This is a genomic window from Loktanella sp. R86503 (assembly GCF_042466455.1).
Lineage (GTDB): Bacteria > Pseudomonadota > Alphaproteobacteria > Rhodobacterales > Rhodobacteraceae > Loktanella.
This window is the reverse complement of record NZ_JAXHCI010000001.1, coordinates 80,677-100,515: the sequence shown is the minus strand read 5'-3', so window position 1 is coordinate 100,515 and position 19,839 is coordinate 80,677. Positions and strand designations below refer to the sequence as shown.

Below are 19,839 nucleotides of genomic sequence, written 5' to 3'. Positions count from 1 at the left end.
AATTCCGGGCGCTGTGGCAGTTATCCCGTCAGTCGTAAAATTAAGTATTTGTTGTAGATCGTCGTTCTAAGGTTGCAGCACCACGACGGGGGTGCGGCGAAATAAGCGCGGTTCGAAATGGATCCGCGACACAAAAGATGAAAAGTTGCCCATATCCGGCACCTGAACTATGTCCAGCTTTATCGTAGATCGTTCCGCAACCCTCAGGAGGCACCCTGCGTGCACCAGCCAAATCGCCACACGGCCGCGGTACCGGACACCAAGCAGCAGGTTGCCTTGGCGGGATGGACATCCCGGCGAGGTTTCGCGCTGCGACTGGCAACGGTGCTTTGCTGTATCCTTGTTTGGTCTGCGGTAATTTACTGGTCATTGACCTGACCCTTTTTGCCGGGCACCGCACCGTCGAAACCTTGAAGCATGTCTTCAATTTTTCCCGCAGCCTGAGCAATCCCGCATGTGCGTCCCTGATCGGCTGACACATCAGGCAAATAGACGGTTTCCATCGGCCCGGTGATCAGGTCACCCCAACCCATCGTCGTATCAAACCCCCTGCCACGCGGTGAATCATTCGTAACAATGTGCAGCACGCGCCCGTCATAGGGCATTGGTTCGTGCACATCGCGCGCGTCGGTCAGGTAGGCGATAAAGGCTTCCTGCTCTGCCTTCAGGTCGGTGTAACGCACGCGTTCCATCAGGCCGAAACGCACTGCCGCATCCAAAAGCCCTGTCGCCCGAATAAGGCGAAAGGTCCCAAGGAACGCTGGCACCGACATTGTGCCCTGCGCAACGCGGTGCATCCGCACTTTGAGAAAATGCAAACGGTTACGCCAGCGGGTCGACCATTTTGCATCCACATCGCGGGCGTAGTGCGGGGCCCAGACGTCCTTCATAACGACCGCGGCCACTTCTTCGCCTTTCGCCTTTAGCTGGCGCGCGACTTCGATCGCAAGGTTCCCGTGTACGCAGATGCCGAACAGCGCGTAGGGACCATGCGGCTGGCCGGCTTGCAAGGCTTCGACAAAACGGGTTGCAATCTGTTCGAACGCAAGCGGCTCCAGCTTGTGCCCCTGCGCCTTGTCATAGATGCGCAGCGACATGGCCGGACGCGGCATGCTCATGCTATCGGCCAGCGCATAGGTGATGTTTGCGTTGTTGATTGCGACGAGCGGAATTCCGTCACCGTCTTCTTGCAATGTGACGACGCGCCAATCCCGATCTGCGGCAAGGCGGGACGCCGGCTTTTGCCCTTTTGCCAGATGGCGCGCCAATGCACGCAGCGTCGGGTTCTGGAACACCTCGGCCAGGGTCATGCGATGACCAAACTCTGCCTCGATACGCGCCAGAAGGCGGACGATCAGCAATGAATGACCGCCAAGGTCAAAAAAACTGGTCGTCTGCGGCACATCTTTAATCCCCAGCACATCGGCCCAAATCGGGACCAGCCGTGCAGCAATATCGGCGGTATTGTCGCCCGGCGCGGCCTCTGCCTGTAACGGGGCTATTGGCGCGGCCCGCAGGGCGGCGGCCAAAGGCAGCTGCGCCTTGATCACCCGCCCGCCGGCATCCCGGGGCAAGGATTGCAAAACACTGATCCCGTCGACAGCCAGCCCGGCCCCCAGATGCGCATGAAGCTGGCCCGGCAGCACCTCTAGCGGCATCAGCGACGCATCGGGCGCTAGGGTGACAAAAGCATGGCGCGCCCGGCGGCCGTCCTGTGCAGCATAGGGCACGACAGCGGCAGCACCGACACATTCATGGGACTGCAAGGCAGCCTCGATCCGTGAAAGTTGCAGGGCATCATCAGTTCGCGTCTGCGGCCCCTTTGACAAATGCGGCAGATCCGACAGCAGACATTCGGGATTGTCAAAAGCCAGCGCAAAACAGCTTTGCCACAGGTCAACCAGCTCTTGCGCGGTGGCTGCGTCGAACATGTCCGCGTTATATTCCAGCGTCATGCGCCAGCCACTCTTGCGGCCAATCAGCGAGAAATTTAGGTCATGCAGTGCCCCGGGGGCGTTTGATGGTGCGCTGGACAATGTGAATCCGCCGTATTGCGCCGTTTCCATGAAAACGTGCTGAAGCAGATAGTTCACTGACACCAAAGGCGTGCGCGATGCATCACGGGCGGGATTGAGCGTTTCGACTAGCTTGTTGAATGGCACTGTCTGTCCGATCAGCGCATCGGTGACCGCGCTGCGGGCCCGGTCCAGATGTTCACCCAAGGCTGTCTTTTCGTCCGTTGCCAAACGTAGGACGACGGTATTGATAAACACGCCGATCAGCGGCTCCAGCTCGATTTCGCTCCGACCGGCGACCTGCGATCCGAGCAGCACTTCTGGTGCATCGGCGCAGCGCCCTAGCAGGGCACTCAGCACGCCGGCACCATAGGCAAAGGTCGACATGCCCCGCTTGCGCGCCTCGATTTCAAGCCTTTTGCCCCAATCAGACGACAGATCGGCGGCAATCACGCCGCATGCCGTGCTGCGTTGAAGTGGCCGCGGAAAATCCGGCTGCAGCTCGAAATAGGGTGCGCCATGCAGTTGATCGCAGACCGCGTGCAGATCGGCGGCATAGGCCTCGCTTTCCAAAAACGCGGCCTGCCATAAGGCGAAATCGCCAAATTGCAGGGCCAGATCGTCCAGCTTTGCTGTCTTTCCCGCATCCAAAGCTGCGGCATAGGTGCCGACCTCGCGCCCCAGTACACCGATGGACCAGCCGTCAAAGCAGATATGGTGCACAGTGATCGCCAGAACGGCGTGATCATTGCCAAGGCGAATCAGCACAACGCGCAATTGGCAGGGCTCTGTCAGATCAAATGATTGTAATGCGCTTTCGCGTGCGATCTGGTCGATGCGGTCCGGTTGCTGTGCTGCAGGCGTGTTGCGGATGTCGATATCCGACATCTTAAAGCGGACCTGTTCCACGACCTCTTGCAAGGGGTGCCCCTGATCCGCGACGAACCGCGTTCGTAGCGCCTCGTGGCGGGCAATAACCGCCTGAAACGCAGCTTCAATAGTAGTGGCATTAAAGGTTCCGTTGATATTCCAGCGAAAGGCGACATTCAAAGCCGGATCGCCGGGGTTCATCTGGTCCAGAAACCAGAACCGTTCCTGTGTCGCGCTACAGGGAAAGCGAAGCGGGGCAGCCTCTGGCACAGGTGCGGCGAGGGACAAGGTGTCACGCGGAGCGGTCATACTGTCACCCCCATGCTGCGCCGTGCACCGTTGCGGAAATCCTTCAACGAGGGTGCCTTTGGCATCGCCTCTCGTGATTTCATTAAGGCGGCAGCGCCGGCAATGGTTGGTGCCTGCATCAGATGGCGTGCCTCCAGCCCCAGATCGCGGTCCAGCATACGCGCTGCGATGCGAAAGATGCCAAGAGAGTCGACGCCCAAATCAAACAGACTGTCATCAGTGCTTAAATCGTCTAGTCCCAGCACGTCCTGCCATATTGTGACAAGGTCCCGTTCCAGATCGGTTTCAGGCGCCTTTACCTGGCGACATGCGGGGGCAGGTTTGGCGGTATCAAGCGGGGGCAAGGCACGGCGATCCAGTTTGCCGTTGCCGGTTTCGGGCAGTGCGTCAATCGCCTGCAGGCGCTGGGGCACCATATAGGCAGGCAATCTGGCTGTCAGGGCGGCGGTGATGTCGACGACAGGCGGCGCAGTCTTGTCTGCCACATAAAAACCGGCCAGCAACGGCCCGGTCGGCCCGTCGCGCAAATCTACGGCGGCCGCGCGGATCCCCGCGACGCTGCGCATAGCTGCTTCGATCTCGCTTAGTTCGATCCGGAAGCCGCGCAATTTGATCTGCCCGTCACGCCGTCCCAGCAGACGGATCGTGCCATCGTGTCGCCGCTGGGCCAGATCACCTGTCCGGTAAAGCCGCGTGGGTCCCGCGCCGGGCACATCAACGCTGCGATAGGCGGCGTCGGTCAGATCGGGCCGGTGCAGATACCCGATAGCAAGCCCTGCGCCGCCGATGTTCAACTCTCCTGTCACGCCGGGGGGCACCAGGTTCCCCGCATCGTCCATGACGTGCAGCACGGTATTTGCGATGGGATTCCCGATCATGACATTGCCGTCTGTCACCCGACTACAGGACGACCAGATCGTCGTTTCAGTCGGCCCATACATATTCCAGACTTCGCCGCCAAAGGACACCAGTCGTTCAGCCAGATCCCGTGGCAACGGCTCTCCTCCGGTCAGGATTTTGAGCACCGGGGTCGGTTTCAGCCCCGCTTCCAGCAGCATCTGCCAAAGGGTCGGCGTCGCTTGCAGCACTGTGATATCGCCCTTGGCCAGACGATCAACCAACGGAAATGCTTCACGCACGTCTGTATCTGTTGCGATGACTGTCTTGGCACCGATGGTCAGCGGCAAAAACAGTTCCAACCCAGCGATATCGAAACTGACCGTTGTGACGGATAAGATTGCATCGCTTGCCGACAGACCGGGGCGTTCGGCCATCGAAGTCAGGAAATTTAACAATGCACCGTGCGACACCTCGACCCCCTTCGGGGTACCGGTCGAGCCGGAGGTGAAAATCACATAGGCCGCATCCGATGCAGCGCCGCCTTGATGCAACTGGTCAAGCGTCGCATCGGGATAGTTGGCGCTGGCGCGTATCGCCGCAAGGTCCAGACCGCTGATCGCATCGGTCACATCGCCATCATAGACCAGACCGGCCACGCTTGCAGCTGTCAGCGTCGCGCGGTGGCGGGCGGTCGGATGATGCGGATCAAGTGGCACATAGGCATGCCCCGCCTTCAGCACTGCCAGAAGCGCGACCAACATATCGGCAGAGCGTTCGACCATCACAGCGACCCTTTGGCCGGGCTGCGGAATTCGGCGGCGTATTTCCGCGGCAAGGCGGTCGCTTTGCGCCGCCAGCGTGGCATAGCTACGCGGCCCGTTTGCATCCTCGACTGCGATGGCATCAGGCGTTGCCGTCGTCTGCGCGGCAATCATCTGTTCAAGGCGATCATGCTTTGGTGCTACACGGGCGGTGTCGTTATTCATCGCAGCCAATGCGGTGGCCTCTGCCGGGCCGATAAGTGGTACCGCCTGCAACGATGTCTGCATATCGCGGGCAACAGTTTCCAGGATGCTTTGATAGTGGGCGCACCAGCGGGCCACGGTTTCGGCGCGCAGAACATCGGTGGCATAAGTCAGATCAATCCGCAGCCCCTGACTGCTTTCGGTGACGTTAAAGATCAGATCAAAATTGGTATAGGCGCGCGGGTTGGACGAAAGCGTGGCCTTAATCCCGTCAAATCCGAAATCGTCTGGCTGCTGATCAAGGTTGAATTGCACTTCTGTCAAAGGCTGGCGCGCAAGATCGCCGCGACTAGCCAGATTATGCACGATGGATCCGTAGGTTGTATCCCCGTGGTCGAAACAGTCCAGCACACCGGTCGATACGGCCTTCAGGTGGTCTGCCAGCGTTGTTTCCGCGTCCCCCGCAACCTTCAGGCGGATCGGTAGAAGGTTGACGCAATGCCCGACAAGGCGATCATCCGGCAGCAGGGTTTGCCCCGCCGTTGGCACCGCCAGCGTAATATCATCCGACCCGCTAAGGCGAGAGAGCAGCGCCGCAAGCGATCCGGCAAGTGCGCCGAACAGGGTCACACCCTCGCGTCCTGCGGCACGCTTAATCGTTTTGGCAAGGTCAGCGTCAATCAGGTGAACATGGGTCGCCCCGGCAAAGTCGCGCTGCCCGCCCCGGCGGGTGTCAAGCGGAAGTTCAGGAAGATCGGGGGCTTTTGGAAACGCCGCTTTCCAAAACGCCTCGGTGGCAGCACCCGGGGCATCCTTGCCGTGGCTGCGCGCATAGGCTGCAAAGCTGGTAGGCGGTGGCAGTTCGGCAGGGCGTCCATCAACGGCCGCATTGTAAAGCGATGCCAGTTCTTCGATTACCAGATAGCTTGACCAGCCGTCACAGACGATGTGATGCATGGTCAAAAGCAGGGTGTGATCATCCGGTGCCAAACGCGCAAGTGTCGCACGCACCAAAGGATCATCCGTCAGATTGAAAGGGCGCGCGGCATCCTCTGCAATCATCTGGTCCAGCCGCGACTGGTCCACATCAACAGGGTCCAGCGTCAGAACCAGTTCAGGCATAACCCTTGCTTCCTGACCTGACGCATCGAAAGACAAACGCAATGCATCGTGCCGTGCGATCACACTATTCAACGCGTCCTGCAACGCCTTCGCGTTTAAACGGCCCTGAAGCCGGAGGCTTGCGCTTTCGGTGAATACGCCAGAGGCGGCCTCGCCCATCTGGGCAGACATCCAGACTTCTGACTGCGGGGCGGTCAAAGGCATCGTATCGGCATCGGTTTTGACCGCCGGTTGCGTTCCCTTCGGATCATTATCTGTCTTGTCGCCCGTCAGGATGCCAACAGCCTGCAGCTGATCAAGCGCGTCGCAAAAGACTTTTTCCACACGGTTAAAATCGGCTTCGGCATGGGCGGTGGTAAAAAACCACGGGTAGCCGTCATGCACATGCACGCCGCCCAGTCGCATCATCGGGTGGATCAGTGCCGCACGCGGATCAAGCGATGACAAATTGACAATCATCCAGCTGGAAAAACCGGTTATCGCAGGCGGCAAACCTCGTGCTTCAAGGGCGGCATTCATCCGGTCGCGCAGCGCCTCGGTCTGTGGGGCAATCCGGTCATAAAGGGCAGCGCCCGCACCCATGACATGGTCAAGCACTGCTGACACCGCAGCAAGCACCAGCGGATGGCGCACAAAGGTTCCGGCAAAGAACGTCGGCGGCACCTCTGGCGCGCTGTCGTCACCGAAGGCCCAGAACCCGCCATCAAGCGCGTCAAGAAACCGTTTCGTGCCGGCCAAAACACCAATGGGCATCCCGCCTCCGACAACCTTGCCGTAGGTCGCCATATCCGGCGCGATGTTCCACAACTGCTGCATCCCGCCGGGCGCGACCCGAAAACCGGTGACGATCTCGTCCATGATCATCGCAGTGCCGCTTGCGGCCGTGATGCGGCGGATTTCTTCGCAGAACGCACGGGGGCGGTGGTCAGGTCTGCGGCTTTGAACAGGTTCAACCAGAACTGCGGCGATGTCCTCTGCGTTGTCTGCAATCCAGTTCAGCGTGTCCTGTGTGCCATAGGTCAGCACGACCATATTTGCGACCGAAGAGGACGGCACACCTGAAACAGCGGGCAAGGCCGTAGGATCACCCGATGCGCGGCCTTTGATCAGCACCTCGTCGAATTGACCGTGGTAGTCACCCTTGAAGGTGACGATGGTTTCGCGCCCCGTGACAGCGCGGGCCAAACGCATGGCGGCCATCACCGCCTCTGATCCGGTGTTGCAAAAGGTGGCGCGGTCGTGCCCCGTAATGGTAAGGAATTTCTTCGCAACTTCGTGGGCCAGCGGCGTTTGCGGGCCAATGGGAAACCCCTTGGCCATCTGTTCGCTGACAGCCTTTGTTACAAAATCCGGCGAATGGCCAAACGCAGTCTGACCAAAGCCGTTAACCAGATCAACAAAGGTATTGCCGTCCGTATCTGTCAGGTATGCGCCCTTTGCAGTTTCGGCGACCACGGGAAAAACCAGCTCTTTCCATTCGGGGCGAAAGCCCGCCGCGGTGCGCGGATCGGCCAGAAGCCGGCGGTAATCCTGCGTGCGGGATTTGGACGCAGGAAATTTTGCGCTGTAGTCATCGCAAAGACCCGCGATAAATGCTGTTTGTGCTGGCGTGAAATCGGCAAGCTGGGCCGAACGGCGGTTCAGATCATGGCGCGTATCGGATGTGTCGGGCGCGGCTGCAATCGCAGGGCGCCCCTTGGTTTGAACGGCAGGGGTGGCGGGTTCGGCAGTGACCTGCGCCGCCGCGGGCGCTGCGCGGTTGAATGCCCGCAGTTGCGTGTCAAACAGCGATAGCATCGCTTGCGTCTGCGCCTGCATCAGTCCAGCCACATCGCCTGATATCGGCAAGGCGGACGGGGCGGAATGCGGCGGGGTCGTACTGGCCGGTTGTGCAGGACCGGGCAAAGGCACAGGCTCAGGCGCAGTTGCGGCAAAGGCGTCGGCCGGCAGCACGTCGTCCAGGTGGGCCACCAGAACGGCAACGCTGGGAAAAGCGCCCATCAACTGCCGAAAGGTCAGCGTCACATCAAATGTCCGCGCAAGCCGCTGGGTCACCTGACCAAGCAACAGCGAGTCAAAACCCAGTTCCAGAAATGTGCAATTGGCATCGGCTACGGTAAAGCTGTCGCCGGACAGATCAGACAGAATGGACAGGACTTGATCGGTCAAGGTGTCTGTGCGGGAAACGGTGGTCATGGTCGGTTCCTCGGGCTGTATAGCCTTTGTTTGCATGGAAGTAGCAGGGATAGCGGCAACCTGTGCGTGTTGGCGGGCCTGCGGGACGGGCGCATCGATCCAGTGGCGGGCTTTTTCAAACGGATAGCCGGGCAGGCTTGTTCGCCGCCCCGCCACACGGCGATGGGCAGCCCAATCGATAGCACCCCCCGCCGACCACAGCGTGCCAGCCGCGTTTGCCATCTGTTCTATATCGCCTGCAGGGTTGTCGTGATCCGGCAGCGACTGGATAATTACTGCACGGTCAGTCTTTGCCACCGCCTGCGCGGCAAACGCGCTTAGGGTGCGGCCGGGGCCGACCTCTATCAATGCGGGGGGCTGATCACTGGCGCAGAGTGTTCGCACGCCCGCATCAAAATTGACGGCAGCGCGGCAGTGCTGCGCCCAATAGGCAGGATCGGTGGCCTGATCGTCGGTGATCCAGGTGCCCGTTACGCAGGAGACATAAGCAATGCACGGCGGCGCAAAGCTATGCGAGGCAGCCTCTTTTTGTAGCGCAGACGCTACCGGGTCCATCATGGCAGAATGGAATGCGTGTGATGTGTGCAACTCGCGGCAGGCGATATCCTGCGCGCCAAGGCGCGCCGCAAATGCGGCAATCGCATCCTGCGGACCTGCAACAACCGTCATAAGAGGTGCGTTGCGTGCGGCAATATCAATGTCGTGCGGCAACAGGTCTGCGACGACATCTGCCCCTGCCCGCACGGATAACATCGCGCCCGGCAATTGGTCCTGCATCAGACGGCCGCGGGCTGCGATCAAGGACAATCCGGCCTCGAAGGTCATGACACCGGCCAGCGTCGCGGCTGCAAATTCGCCGACCGAATGTCCGATCATAGCAGCCGGCGTGACGCCACGGTCCTGCCACAGCCGGGCTGTCGCATATTCGATCAGATACAGTGCAGGCTGCGTAATGGCGGTATCGCGCAATACCCGCGCGGCAGCTTTTGCGTCGTCGCTACGATACAGAAGATCTGCCAGATCAAGGCCTAGCGCGGGGCGCAATGCCTCGCTGCCGGTATCAATGATCTTGGCGAAGCCGGGTTCGTCTGCATAAAGACCCTTTGCCATGCCGGGATATTGCGCCCCTTGCCCCGGAAACATAAATGCAACCGGCGGCGTATCCTTCGCGGCCTTCACCGCGCGCATCGGTGCACGCAATGCTGCGGCGGCCTCTGCCTTTGTCGTGGCGATCACATGACTGCGCAGGTCAAATGCGCGGCGACCATCCTGCAATGTCAACGCGACATCGGCCAAAGGCGGTGCATCAGGCGCGTCCAGTGCGTCGGCCAATGCAAGTGCCTGCGCAGCCAGCGCCGTCTGCGTGCGGGCAGAAACGGGGATGACATGCAGACCGCCCTCGGGGCTTGGTACTGGCACTGGTGCTTCTTCCAGCACAAGGTGCGCATTGGTGCCGCCCACGCCCATCGACGAGATACCGGCGCGCAGCGGTCCGGACTCGACCCAAGGGGTCACGACTTGCGGGATGCGGAAAGGACTGGTTGCAAGATTGATCCGCGGGTTCGGCGCCGTATAATTTGCCAGCGGTGGAATGACCCGGTCACGCAGCATTAATGTTGTCTTGATCAACCCCAGAACGCCGGCCGCCGCGTCGCAGTGGCCGATATTCGCCTTGCTGGACCCCAGCGCGACCCGTCCCTGTTCAACACCCGCAAAGGCCTGCTTCAAGCCTTCGAACTCAATCGGATCACCAAGAGGTGTGCCCGTGCCGTGACATTCGACATAGCCGATTGAATCCGGATCGACGCCGGCAATCCCTTGGGCCATCGCGATAACCATGGCCTGACCAGTGACGCTGGGTGCCGTGAACGCGATTTTGTCGTTTCCGTCATTATTCAACGCACTGCCGCGAATGACCGCATAAATCCGGTCTTTGTCGGCAAGCGCATCTTCCAGTCGCCGCAGCGCGACAACGCCCGCGCCATGGCCAAAGACAGTGCCGGTTGCCGCAGCGTCGAACGGGCGACAGTGCCCGTCATGCGACACCATCCCGCCCTCTTGATACAAATATCCGCGTTCTTGGGGAAATGTGATCGACACACCGCCCGCAAGCGCCATGTCACAGTGAAACGCATCAAGGCTTTGGCAGGCCTGCGCCACAGCAACAAGCGAAGTCGAACATGCGGTCGAGACCGTCATCGCAGGGCCGGTGAGCCCCATCCGAAAAGCCACACGTGTCGCCAGGGTGTCGCCCATGGCCCCCATGAATTGCTGATAGTCGCCAAGCTGATAGGTAGAGACGAATTCTTCGATCGTTGCGCGATCAGTCAGCACGTTGTTCAGAAAATAGGTGGACATCGACGCGCCGCCGAACACACCGACCGGCCCCGGTGTGCGGCCCGGATCGTAGCCCGCATCCTCCATCCCTTGCCAGCATGTTTCCAGAAAGACCCGAAATTGCGGATCCAGCAAAGCTGCCTCTCTCGGTAGCATGTTAAAGAATGCGGCATCGAACATGTCCACATCATCCAGCGCAGGGCGCACTGGCACATAGTTGCCTTTCGCCCGTTCCGCGTCGGTAAAGTTATCGGCCAAAATGCCCGCATCATGGCGTTGGATCAGATCACGGCCATCGCAGACAGCCTTCCAGTAAGCCTCTATCGACGACACCCCGGGCACACGCGCTGCCATACCGACAATCGCGAACATTCCGGGCTCTGGTTGGGCGGCGATTGAATCCTTCATCACTGGGTCCTTTGCCGGTTGCGGGCGCGGGCCATTTCAGCCCGCCGTGCAGCGATTGGATCGACAGCATAGGCCAGTGTTTCGGCTGGCGACGGTGATGGCCCTTCCAGCAATCGCACCAGCGCGCGGACACGCGGTGCCTGAAACATCAAAGCGATATCAAACCTGCGCCCGATACGGTCCTGCAAAAGGGCATGCGCCTCGATCAATTGGAGGGACGTTCCGCCATGGTCAAAAAAGGTCAGATCGTCGTCGGAGATTGCTGTGTTCAGAACGCCGGCCCACACGCTGCGGATCGTACCGGCCAACGTGATTGGGACAGGAGGGCCGGGCGGGGCCGGCGTCTGAACCTCTGACAGACCCTGCGCCAACTGCTTGCGGTCGACCTTGCCCGAACGGGACAGTGGAAAAGCAGGTTGCAGGATCAAACGGGATGGAATGGCAGCGGCGGGCAAAACTTCACGCAGGCGGTGCAGAATTTCCTGCACGGCAACATGCTCTCCTTTTGCGGGGATGGCAAAGGCGACGACCTTTTTGCCGCCCCCCACCCGCGGGATTGCAACCGCTGCTGCATCGTCGACAGCAGGGTCATTGCGCAAGGCATGTTCAATCGTATCAAGCTCGATGCGTTGGCCGTTGATCTTGATTTGCCGATCGGCGCGACCGTGAAACTCGAAAACGCCGTCGCTCCGCTCTCTGACCAGATCACCGGTCAGATAGACACGCACACCGCCGGCATGGTCCAGATGGACGAAAGCGGCATCGGTTAGGTCGGGGCGACCAAAGTATCCCAAGGCGACACCCATCCCGCCAACGGCGAGCTGCCCCATCTCTCCGCGCGGAACAGGGCGATGGTTTTCATCTAGCACAAAGCGCTGGTCGTAATTCAAGCCAAGGCCGATCGGGATCGGCCCCCCGTCCCAGTCGTCCGGGATGGTATGAAAGCAGGTAAAAACCGCGGCCTCTGTCGGACCGTAGCCGTTGATGATGCGTAGATGGGGCAAAGCACGTCGCACCATTGCGACGTGTGCGGCGGATAACACGTCACCGCATGGAATAACGCTTTCCAGCGGAGCCAGCAGGGCGGCATCCTGTTCAGCAATGATATGGAACAGACCTGCCGTGATATAAGCAGTCGTGACGCCGTCGCGGGCGATAATACGGCCAATGCGGTCCAAGGACGGTGCAGCCTCTGGCACAACGACCAGCGTGCCGCCATTCAGCAGGGCGCTATAGATCTCACCTAGAACGACATCAAAACCGACAGAGGCAAGGTTCAGCACAACCTGCTTTGAATCGAGTGGCACATATTCCTGCCCCTGAACCAATCTGCATATTCCGCGGTGCGGAACCATCACCCCCTTCGGGTCACCCGTAGAGCCAGAGGTAAAGATGACATAGGCGCAATCATCCGCACCAACCCGCCGATCCGGATCATTTTGGAAAGTTGCTAAGGCCGGGGCATCCGGCGCCGGTTCATGCGGCAGCGTCAAGGCCTGCTGCGACAAGGCCGCGGCAATGTTATGAAACTCGGCCTGACAAACAATCGCTTTCGGCTTTACGGCAGACACGACCGTTTTGCGGTATTGGTCCGGCATCGCCGGATCCAGCGGCACAAAAGCAGCACCCAGGGCCATAATCGCCAGTTGCGCCGCTACCGTTTCGATACTGCGCCCCGCCATGATTCCGACGAGGTCACCCCGAACAACACCAAAGGCGTCCAGCCTTTGCGCAATAGTTCCTGCAAGGCGGGATAAATCCGCATAGCTTAGTCGGCGATCATCTTGAATAATGGAGATCTTTTGACCTCGATTAGAAACCTGCGCAAAAAACAGGTCGCAGATCGAGGCCAAAAGATCCGGGCTCTGATGAATATCATCTTCGTTCTTAAAATTCGCTCGAGTTGGCAAAGCTTCCCCCTTCGAACGGATGAGCCGCTCGCTGAATGCATTTGTAAAAATTCTTTTCCGCCCAAAAAAATAGGACTGCACCTAACGATGCAAATATTCGGATAAATCCCGAATCTGATGCCATAAATAATCGGCAAGCAGAGTTCAGCCGATTTCCGTTAACCATTCCTTAACATTAGTTAATTTCTTACCAAATAATAAATTAAAATTGCTTTAGCAATAATAACAATGATTTGCACACCACATGTAAGGATATTCCTGACATAAAACGATGCCTAACTTTTGATCACGCATCAGGCAACGGTAGAAAATAAAGCGTGATCTTGCCATCCGCAACGAGAATCGCAAAAACATGCCGAAGCAGACGATAATCTGCAAGAAACAATATTTTGACCATTGACACGACCAAAATTTCAATTGCCTTGCAGGTCATAATCTGCAAAATATGAATCTATAATTTTGTTTTGCACTCTACTCCTACACCCCGCTTATTCTATATTACCGAATTTATTTATCTTATTTTTCAACTGATAGAGGGAGCAGGATCATTCAGATCTATCCTCTTACACCGATATTTTTTCTTTTGCTGGCTGTATTCACCTTGGGCGGCATCCACCGCCTTATGATTCTTGTGGCAATGATGATGCCCTTTGGAATGCTGGCCATTGTCGGGCTTCCCAAGCTGGGGGGGTTGTCATTGCTTGCGGTAAATGTTGCTTCGGCTGCGGCTGTGGGTGCGGGACTTTTGTTGTTGCTTGGCCAGCTGATGCGCGGCGAAAGGATCAGGCTAGAGCCCTCTGCCATCGCGTTCATTTTTTTCGCGGCCTATGCGATCTTTTCTGCAACCGTCCTGGTTCGCCTGTTCAGCGGCGAAATCATGGTGTTTTCCCTGTCACGTGCAGCAGGCGGTGTGCGCGTCAGCACTGCATTTCTTTGGGGTAAAGTCTGGCTGGCCCCGGGCAGTTCGAACATTTCGCAAACCTTCTACATCGTTCTGGCATGCGGTCTTTTTATTGTCGCCGCACAGCAGCTTAGCCGCCGCGGGGCGGCCTTTGGCGATCAGTGCATCGCATGGGCCGCGGGGATCAACCTTGGGCTTGGCCTGTTGGATATGGCTGCTTTGGATACCATTCTCGCGCTTATCCGGACAGCCAGCTATTCCTTGATGAACGAGGCAACCGTCGCAGGTATTCCGCGCATCATTGGCGGGTTTTCCGAATCCGCAAGCTTCGGGGCCTTTAGCGCCGTGCTTTTCGCTTATTTCGCATGCCTCGCACTGCGCACGGGTCGACGGCGCGATATAATCTTAGCGCTAGGCAACGGTTTGTTTGCCTGCCTTGCGCTATCGGCGACAGGGCTTCTGGCAGTCGCCGTCACGGTTTGCATATTGATCGTGCAGATCCAGGTGCGGGTGCCAAGGCAAACCTCGCGCGGGGTATTGTTGGGGTTCGCTATTTTGTTGGCGGCAGGCGGGCTTGCTCTGGCGTCGGCTTTGACCATGACTGATGCACCGGTGCTGATCGCATCGGTCGTCAATGACCTGATCCTGAGCAAATCGCAAAGTGCGTCGGGTCTGGAACGGTCGGCCTGGATGATGGGCGGGTTGGACGCACTGCAGCAAAGCATGGGACTTGGCGTCGGGGCCGGTTCGCTCCGGTCCAATGGACTGCTCTTCGTGCTATTAGGCAGCGTTGGTATCCCCGGCACAGCTGCATTTTGTGCCTTCTTGTGTCTCGCTTTTGGCGGCCGGGCGATCCCCGGGCAAGAGGACACACTTGCCGCCGCGCGCCTGGCTGCCGTTGCTGCCTTGGTATCCCTGATGCTGTCTGCAACGGTCCCTGATCCCGGCGTTCCGCTTGTCTTTCTGGCAGCACTGGCCGTTGCGACGCGGCGTAGTCCCGTGACCGTTCCAATAGCGCCCCGGCCAAAGATGCCGCACCTTCCTGCTTGGAGTTTTGCCCGATGACCCTATCAAAAAACACAAAGGCGCAAGTGGGAGACCTGCGCATTACGCTGGCAATTGCAACATTAGGGCGACCCCAAGATTTGGGTCATTCGCTGAACAACATTTCACAGCAGACGCGGCAGCCGGATAAGGTTTTGGTTTCCGCCACAGGACCCGGCGATATCGACGAAACAGCCGTGCGGCAATGTTGTGTTCCGGTGAAGGTGCTGTTCGGCACGAAAGGACTGACGCGGCAAAGAAATTTGATCCTCGATCATCTGGATGATACCGACGTGATCCTGTTCCTTGATGATGATTTCGTCATGGCACCTGACTACCTGCAAAATCTGGAAAGCCTTTTTTTCAAAGCTTCGCGTATCGCGGTCGCGACAGGTGATGTTCAGGCCGACGGAATTGGCGGCGCGGGCCTGACGCATGATGCCGCACGTCGTATTCTGGCTGCTGCCCCGCATTCGATTGCGGCCGATCTGACCGAGGTGAATAACGCATACGGCTGCAACATGGCCTTTCGCGCGGCGCCTATTCGCGATAACGCGCTGCGCTTTGACGAAAATCTGCCGCTTTATGGCTGGCTTGAAGATGTCGATTTCTCTCGGCGGGTCGCTGCCTTTGGGCATTGCGTCAAGGCAGCATCGCTGCGCGGCGTGCATCTGGGCACGAAAGCTGGGCGTACCAGCGGGATAAGGCTAGGTTATTCGCAAGTGGCAAATCCGTTTTACCTGGTGCGCGGCGCGATCATGAAGCCCGGGCATGCGCTGCGACTGGCCGGTGGCAATATGCTGGCAAATGCTGTCAAATCGCTCAGACCGGAACCTTGGATTGACCGGCGCGGGCGCCTGCGCGGTAACTTTGCCGCAATCGCGGATTTGCTGCGCGGATCGGTGCATCCTTTGCGCGTATTGGATCTGGAAAGGCCAGATCAATGATCAACCCTGATCGCATTGTCATCATCAACGACTACGCCTCGAACCAAGGCGGCGCGGGCTATCTGGCGGGAGCCTTGGCGCAGGGGCTTGCAGGGCGCGGTGTACCGGTGACGACGATAGTCGGAGACGAAGGCGGTTCACCCGCGCCGATCGGGGCCGACATGATCGCCTTTGGCGGTGCATCGCTTCTGGATCAATCGTCCGCCACAGCCGCAGCACACGGGATATACAACCGGCGCACCGCTGCGCAGATGCGCTCATGGATGACGCAGCACGATACGCCGCGCACACTGTATCACCTGCACAACTGGTCAAATATTCTGTCGCCATCAATTTTTGATGCTTTGGCCCCCGTGGCCCATCGTACTGTCATTCATGCACATGACTACTTTCTGGCCTGCCCGAACGGGGCCTATCTTGATTACAGTCATGCGCAGGTGTGCAACCGCGATCCGCTTTCGTTGTCCTGCGTCATGACACGCTGCGACAAGCGGGCCCACGTTCACAAACTATGGCGCGTGGCCCGGCAAGCGGTTCTGACGACCCGCCTTGCACCGCACCTAAAAGCCGCGACCTTCGTTGCAATTCACCCTGACATGCACCCTGCCCTGCACCGGGCCATCCAGCCGCGGCAGATGGTGACAATCCGCAACCCTGTATCACCCTTTGGCCCCTGCGCGCAGCAGCCGGAACGGCAGCGCGGGATCGTCCATATCGGTCAGGTGCAGCGGCTGAAAGGCGTCTATGACCTTGCCAATGCCGGGCAAGCCTTGGGACTTCGTATTGACTTCTACGGTGCCGGAGAAGACCTGACCGACCTGCAAAGCCGCTTTGCTTGCCACCGTTACCATGGCTGGACAGATCGCACGGCCCTTGCCGCGCATCTGCAGCAAGCCCGTGTCGTCGTCGTCGGATCGCAAAGTCCGGAACCGTTTTGCCTGGCGGCGTTTGAGGCCGCAGCCACCGGTGTTCCGCTTGTTGTATCGGATGCAATTCTGGCCGCGCGGGAATTGACGCAGGCCGGGCTTGCCCTGCCGTTTAAGGCTGGAAACGTGGCTGACCTTACGCGCGTTCTGGGCAGGGTCATACGCGACGACAATCTGGTTGCTCAGCTGGCAGGCGCGGCACGGGCAGCGGGTCCCGCGCTGGGTCACGGCATGGACGGTTGGATCGACAGCCACTTCGTCCTGTACCGGCAGATCCTGCAGCCCGCAGCGCGGCAGGTCGCGTCATCCGATATCCTTGCGCCAGCTTAAAAGACGTAATCCTAAAAGGGCGACGATCATGATTTCCAGAAGGCATCTGATGCGGGCAACGGGTATCGCAGGGCTGACGCTGGGCGGGACCAATGCTGCACAGGGTCAGGTGACTGGCAGCCTGCGCGAACTGTCGGATCTGGCGCAGCTGCCTGCCGCGCCAGGGCCGGTCCACGTGCCCGGACAAGGTTGGTTCGAAGCCGTTGCCGACGATCACCCGATCGATGGCGTGTTGCGCGTGGCCGGCCCTGATGGCGTTCACTGGCGCCGCATGGGCCCGCAAGGCACGCTGGACCCTTCTTGGTTTGCACAACCAGATGACGGGCCTGATGACGCGCTTTGCCTCGCCCGCGCCATCACACATGCTGACGCCTATGGCCCTTTCGAAATCGCCCTGGGGGCAAAGCGGTATGATTGTCGGTCTAGGCTGATTGTTGACCCGACGACCGTGATCCTGCGCGGCACGGGTGCCGTACTGGATTTCGCCGAAATGCCAGAGCCACCCCGCAGCGAAAGCCTTGCCGCGTTGCAAAACATCAAGGCCGCTGCCGGTTGGCACTGGCAGGGCGACGCGCTGCACAGCGATCCTGCCGGCAGCGATGCGCTGACCCTGCCCTTGGCTTTGCCCCAAGGCGGGCGAATTCGCATTGCGGTAACGCTGGGGGCGCTGTCGGGCTGGCAGGATTATCCGGCCGTTTTCGTCACGCTTGCGACTGCTGACGGCGCGCAGCTTGGTGGCACGACACTGCTTGCCCCCGGCCAGTCCATCCTGGAAGTCGAAGACCATCCCGCCGCGGCGACACTGTCCCTGCGCGCCGACGGTGCCGCACGGATCGATGCGCTGACGGTTACAACACATGGCATGCAAGAGGCCATTCTGATCCGCGCGACCAGAAACAGCCGGCAATACGGCCATAAATGGCTTGAAGGTATTGAAATCGCGGGTCCCGGTGGCGGCACGGCCTTGCACGGCTTGCGCTTCCAGACACAGGCCGACGCCATGTCATCGCGGTTGCAGTTGCGCGACGTGACCGTGCGCGGTTTTCAGACCGGTCTGGTTCTGTCGCACCGCGCCTATCTAATCCGCGCGACAAACCTGAGGATCGCCTGCGATGTCGGCCTGCACTTTATCGGCGGCAGTCGCGATGCTGGAGAGATGATTACGCTGCAAGACAGCGTCATCGACGGTGGCAAGATTGCCATCCTGAACGACGGTGCGGAATTTGTGCTGACGGGCAGTTCGATCGATTTTGTCGATCAGGTCGTTGTCGGAACCGGGCGGGTGCTGCTGCAAGGCTGCCATTTAGAGGTAAACCGCCCCAAAGCAGCAAACGCGCCGCTGTTCGACATCGGCCACGGGCATATTGACATTGCGGGCGGGACCTTCTTGGTGACGGGTGTCGATTTCGACAGGGGCAACCAGTGCGACCACATCTTTGCGCTGCGATCCCGCGCGGCGACCGCTGCTATGCGCGAGGTCAGCATCTACAATCTGCGCAGTCAAAGCGGTGCACTGGCTGGCGGACCCGGCCGTCTGGATGTGTCCTATCTACGGGGCCGCCGCCCCCGGCATATGGCTCCGCTGGTGCAGCACCGCGCGGACCGGAACCTTCTTGGTGCCGCACCATTCGATCTACGTCAAAGCGATGCACCGCTGGGTCCAATGCTGCCCTACGTCGCTGGCGACGATAAGGCCGTGATCATCGGTTCCGGCACGCGGCACCTTTGGGCTGTGGGCATGGCCGTTCAGGGGGCAGAAGTCGGCGCATATTTCCGCATCAGATCGCAAACGCCCGGCACGCTGATCGCTACCGTGCAGGCTTTGCAATGGGACAAGCGAATGGCCTTGGGGGATAGTTGGCCCGTTAAAGTCACATCAGAATGGAGCATTTACCGCAATAACACCGCCAATACCCACCCCGAAGCAGCAGGCGACGGGCGAATGCCAGCAGGGTTCAGCAATATCGCGCTTTGGCTCGATATGTCCCAAATGACTGGCCCGGTAGAGATTGAAGGCATTTTTCTATGTGCCGCCTAAGCTGCGTATCAAGGCGCAGTCCGCAGCGCAGTGCGCACATCTTCGCCCCCACTTCGCACCGCAAGGGCCCCGGCAATTCCGGGTGCAACGTTAAGGTCCAACAATATCCACGCTGCCGCATCGCCACTTTCGCAAAAGGTCAGTTCGGGGTCGTTTTGGGGAGTTATAGTGACAGTGAAAGATGCAAGGTCTGTCGACAATCCCGTACCCCGCGCCTTCAGGTACGCTTCTTTGCGGGTCCAGCACCGGTAAAAGGCCGCGACCCGGTCATTGTCCGGCAAAGACACCAACGCTGCCATCTCCTCCGGCGCAAAATGCGCCCGCGCGACGGCAAGGTCGATGGGCCTCACCGCCTCTATATCCAGTCCAAGTTGATGCGCACTTCGCGAAACGGCAAGGCAGGCCAAATCGCCGGTATGGCTCAGGTTGAATTGCAGACCATGGACATCTGGCCGACCGTGGTCACCATAGCAGAAGGTAACATCACGCGGGTTCTGGTTCAGATAAGAGCTAAGGATGCGTCGCAGTCGGCTGCGGCCTGCAATGTAGCGGTCCCTGTCGCGGTTGAAAACAAAGCGCGCCGCGCGAGCGGTTTCATCGCGCGACAGAACCGCAGGGTCGGGATTAACCAAATCCCAAACCCATATATCAATCCATACGGTCATGAATACCTGCCAGCCC

8 protein-coding genes are annotated in these 19,839 nt (G+C 59.3%); 4 read left to right on the top strand and 4 right to left on the bottom strand.

The features are described 5' to 3' along the window. Positions 1–359: 359 nt before the first annotated feature. The 3 genes from SJY10_RS00325 to SJY10_RS00315 are packed head-to-tail and all read right to left on the bottom strand — an operon-like array spanning position 360 to position 13,053. Positions 360–3,194 carry a condensation domain-containing protein gene (locus tag SJY10_RS00325; RefSeq protein WP_386679039.1) on the bottom strand — a complete coding sequence of 945 codons (2,835 nt, stop codon included), beginning with the start codon at positions 3,192–3,194 and terminating at the stop codon, positions 360–362. Continuing rightward, a complete protein-coding gene (locus SJY10_RS00320; protein ID WP_386679038.1) occupies positions 3,191–11,062 on the bottom strand; it encodes an amino acid adenylation domain-containing protein in 7,872 nt (2,623 codons plus the stop codon). The genes SJY10_RS00325 and SJY10_RS00320 overlap by 4 nt, the downstream gene beginning before the upstream one ends. After that, complete coding sequence (locus SJY10_RS00315) at positions 11,062–13,053, bottom strand: non-ribosomal peptide synthetase (RefSeq protein WP_386679037.1); 1,992 nt, start codon at positions 13,051–13,053, stop codon at positions 11,062–11,064. Before SJY10_RS00315 ends, SJY10_RS00320 begins: the two co-directional genes overlap by 1 nt. Before the next feature lie 550 nt (positions 13,054–13,603). On the opposite strand from SJY10_RS00315, the gene SJY10_RS00310 reads away from it, so the two are divergent. Genes SJY10_RS00310 through SJY10_RS00295 form a run of 4 tightly spaced genes read left to right on the top strand, consistent with a single transcriptional unit; the run spans position 13,604 to position 19,158 of the window. Then, entirely contained in the window at positions 13,604–14,938 is a 1,335-nt protein-coding gene (locus SJY10_RS00310; protein WP_386679036.1) for a hypothetical protein, read from the top strand. Further along, entirely contained in the window at positions 14,935–15,864 is a 930-nt protein-coding gene (locus SJY10_RS00305) for a glycosyltransferase family 2 protein (protein WP_386679035.1), read from the top strand. The genes SJY10_RS00310 and SJY10_RS00305 overlap by 4 nt, the downstream gene beginning before the upstream one ends. Then, complete coding sequence (locus tag SJY10_RS00300; RefSeq protein ID WP_386679034.1) at positions 15,861–17,120, top strand: glycosyltransferase; 1,260 nt, start codon at positions 15,861–15,863, stop codon at positions 17,118–17,120. Before SJY10_RS00305 ends, SJY10_RS00300 begins: the two co-directional genes overlap by 4 nt. A gap of 28 nt (positions 17,121–17,148) precedes the next feature. Beyond that, positions 17,149–19,158 carry a hypothetical protein gene (locus tag SJY10_RS00295; protein ID WP_386679033.1) on the top strand — a complete coding sequence of 670 codons (2,010 nt, stop codon included), beginning with the start codon at positions 17,149–17,151 and terminating at the stop codon, positions 19,156–19,158. Between the two features lie 8 nt (positions 19,159–19,166). Here SJY10_RS00295 and SJY10_RS00290 read toward each other — a convergent pair whose 3' ends face one another. Further along, positions 19,167–19,823, bottom strand: coding sequence for a 4'-phosphopantetheinyl transferase family protein (locus SJY10_RS00290; RefSeq protein WP_386679032.1), 657 nt, complete (start codon positions 19,821–19,823; stop codon positions 19,167–19,169). Positions 19,824–19,839: the final 16 nt, after the last annotated feature.

Excerpts from the sequence above, each read along its gene's own strand:
- SJY10_RS00290 (WP_386679032.1), bottom strand. The coding sequence starts at position 19,823 with ATGACCGTATGGATTGATATATGGGTTTGGGATTTGGTTAATCCCGAC.
- SJY10_RS00325 (WP_386679039.1), bottom strand. The coding sequence starts at position 3,194 with ATGACCGCTCCGCGTGACACCTTGTCCCTCGCCGCACCTGTGCCAGAG.
- SJY10_RS00305 (WP_386679035.1), top strand. The coding sequence starts at position 14,935 with ATGACCCTATCAAAAAACACAAAGGCGCAAGTGGGAGACCTGCGCATT.
- SJY10_RS00300 (WP_386679034.1), top strand. The coding sequence starts at position 15,861 with ATGATCAACCCTGATCGCATTGTCATCATCAACGACTACGCCTCGAAC.
- SJY10_RS00320 (WP_386679038.1), bottom strand. The coding sequence starts at position 11,062 with ATGAAGGATTCAATCGCCGCCCAACCAGAGCCCGGAATGTTCGCGATT.
- SJY10_RS00295 (WP_386679033.1), top strand. The coding sequence starts at position 17,149 with ATGATTTCCAGAAGGCATCTGATGCGGGCAACGGGTATCGCAGGGCTG.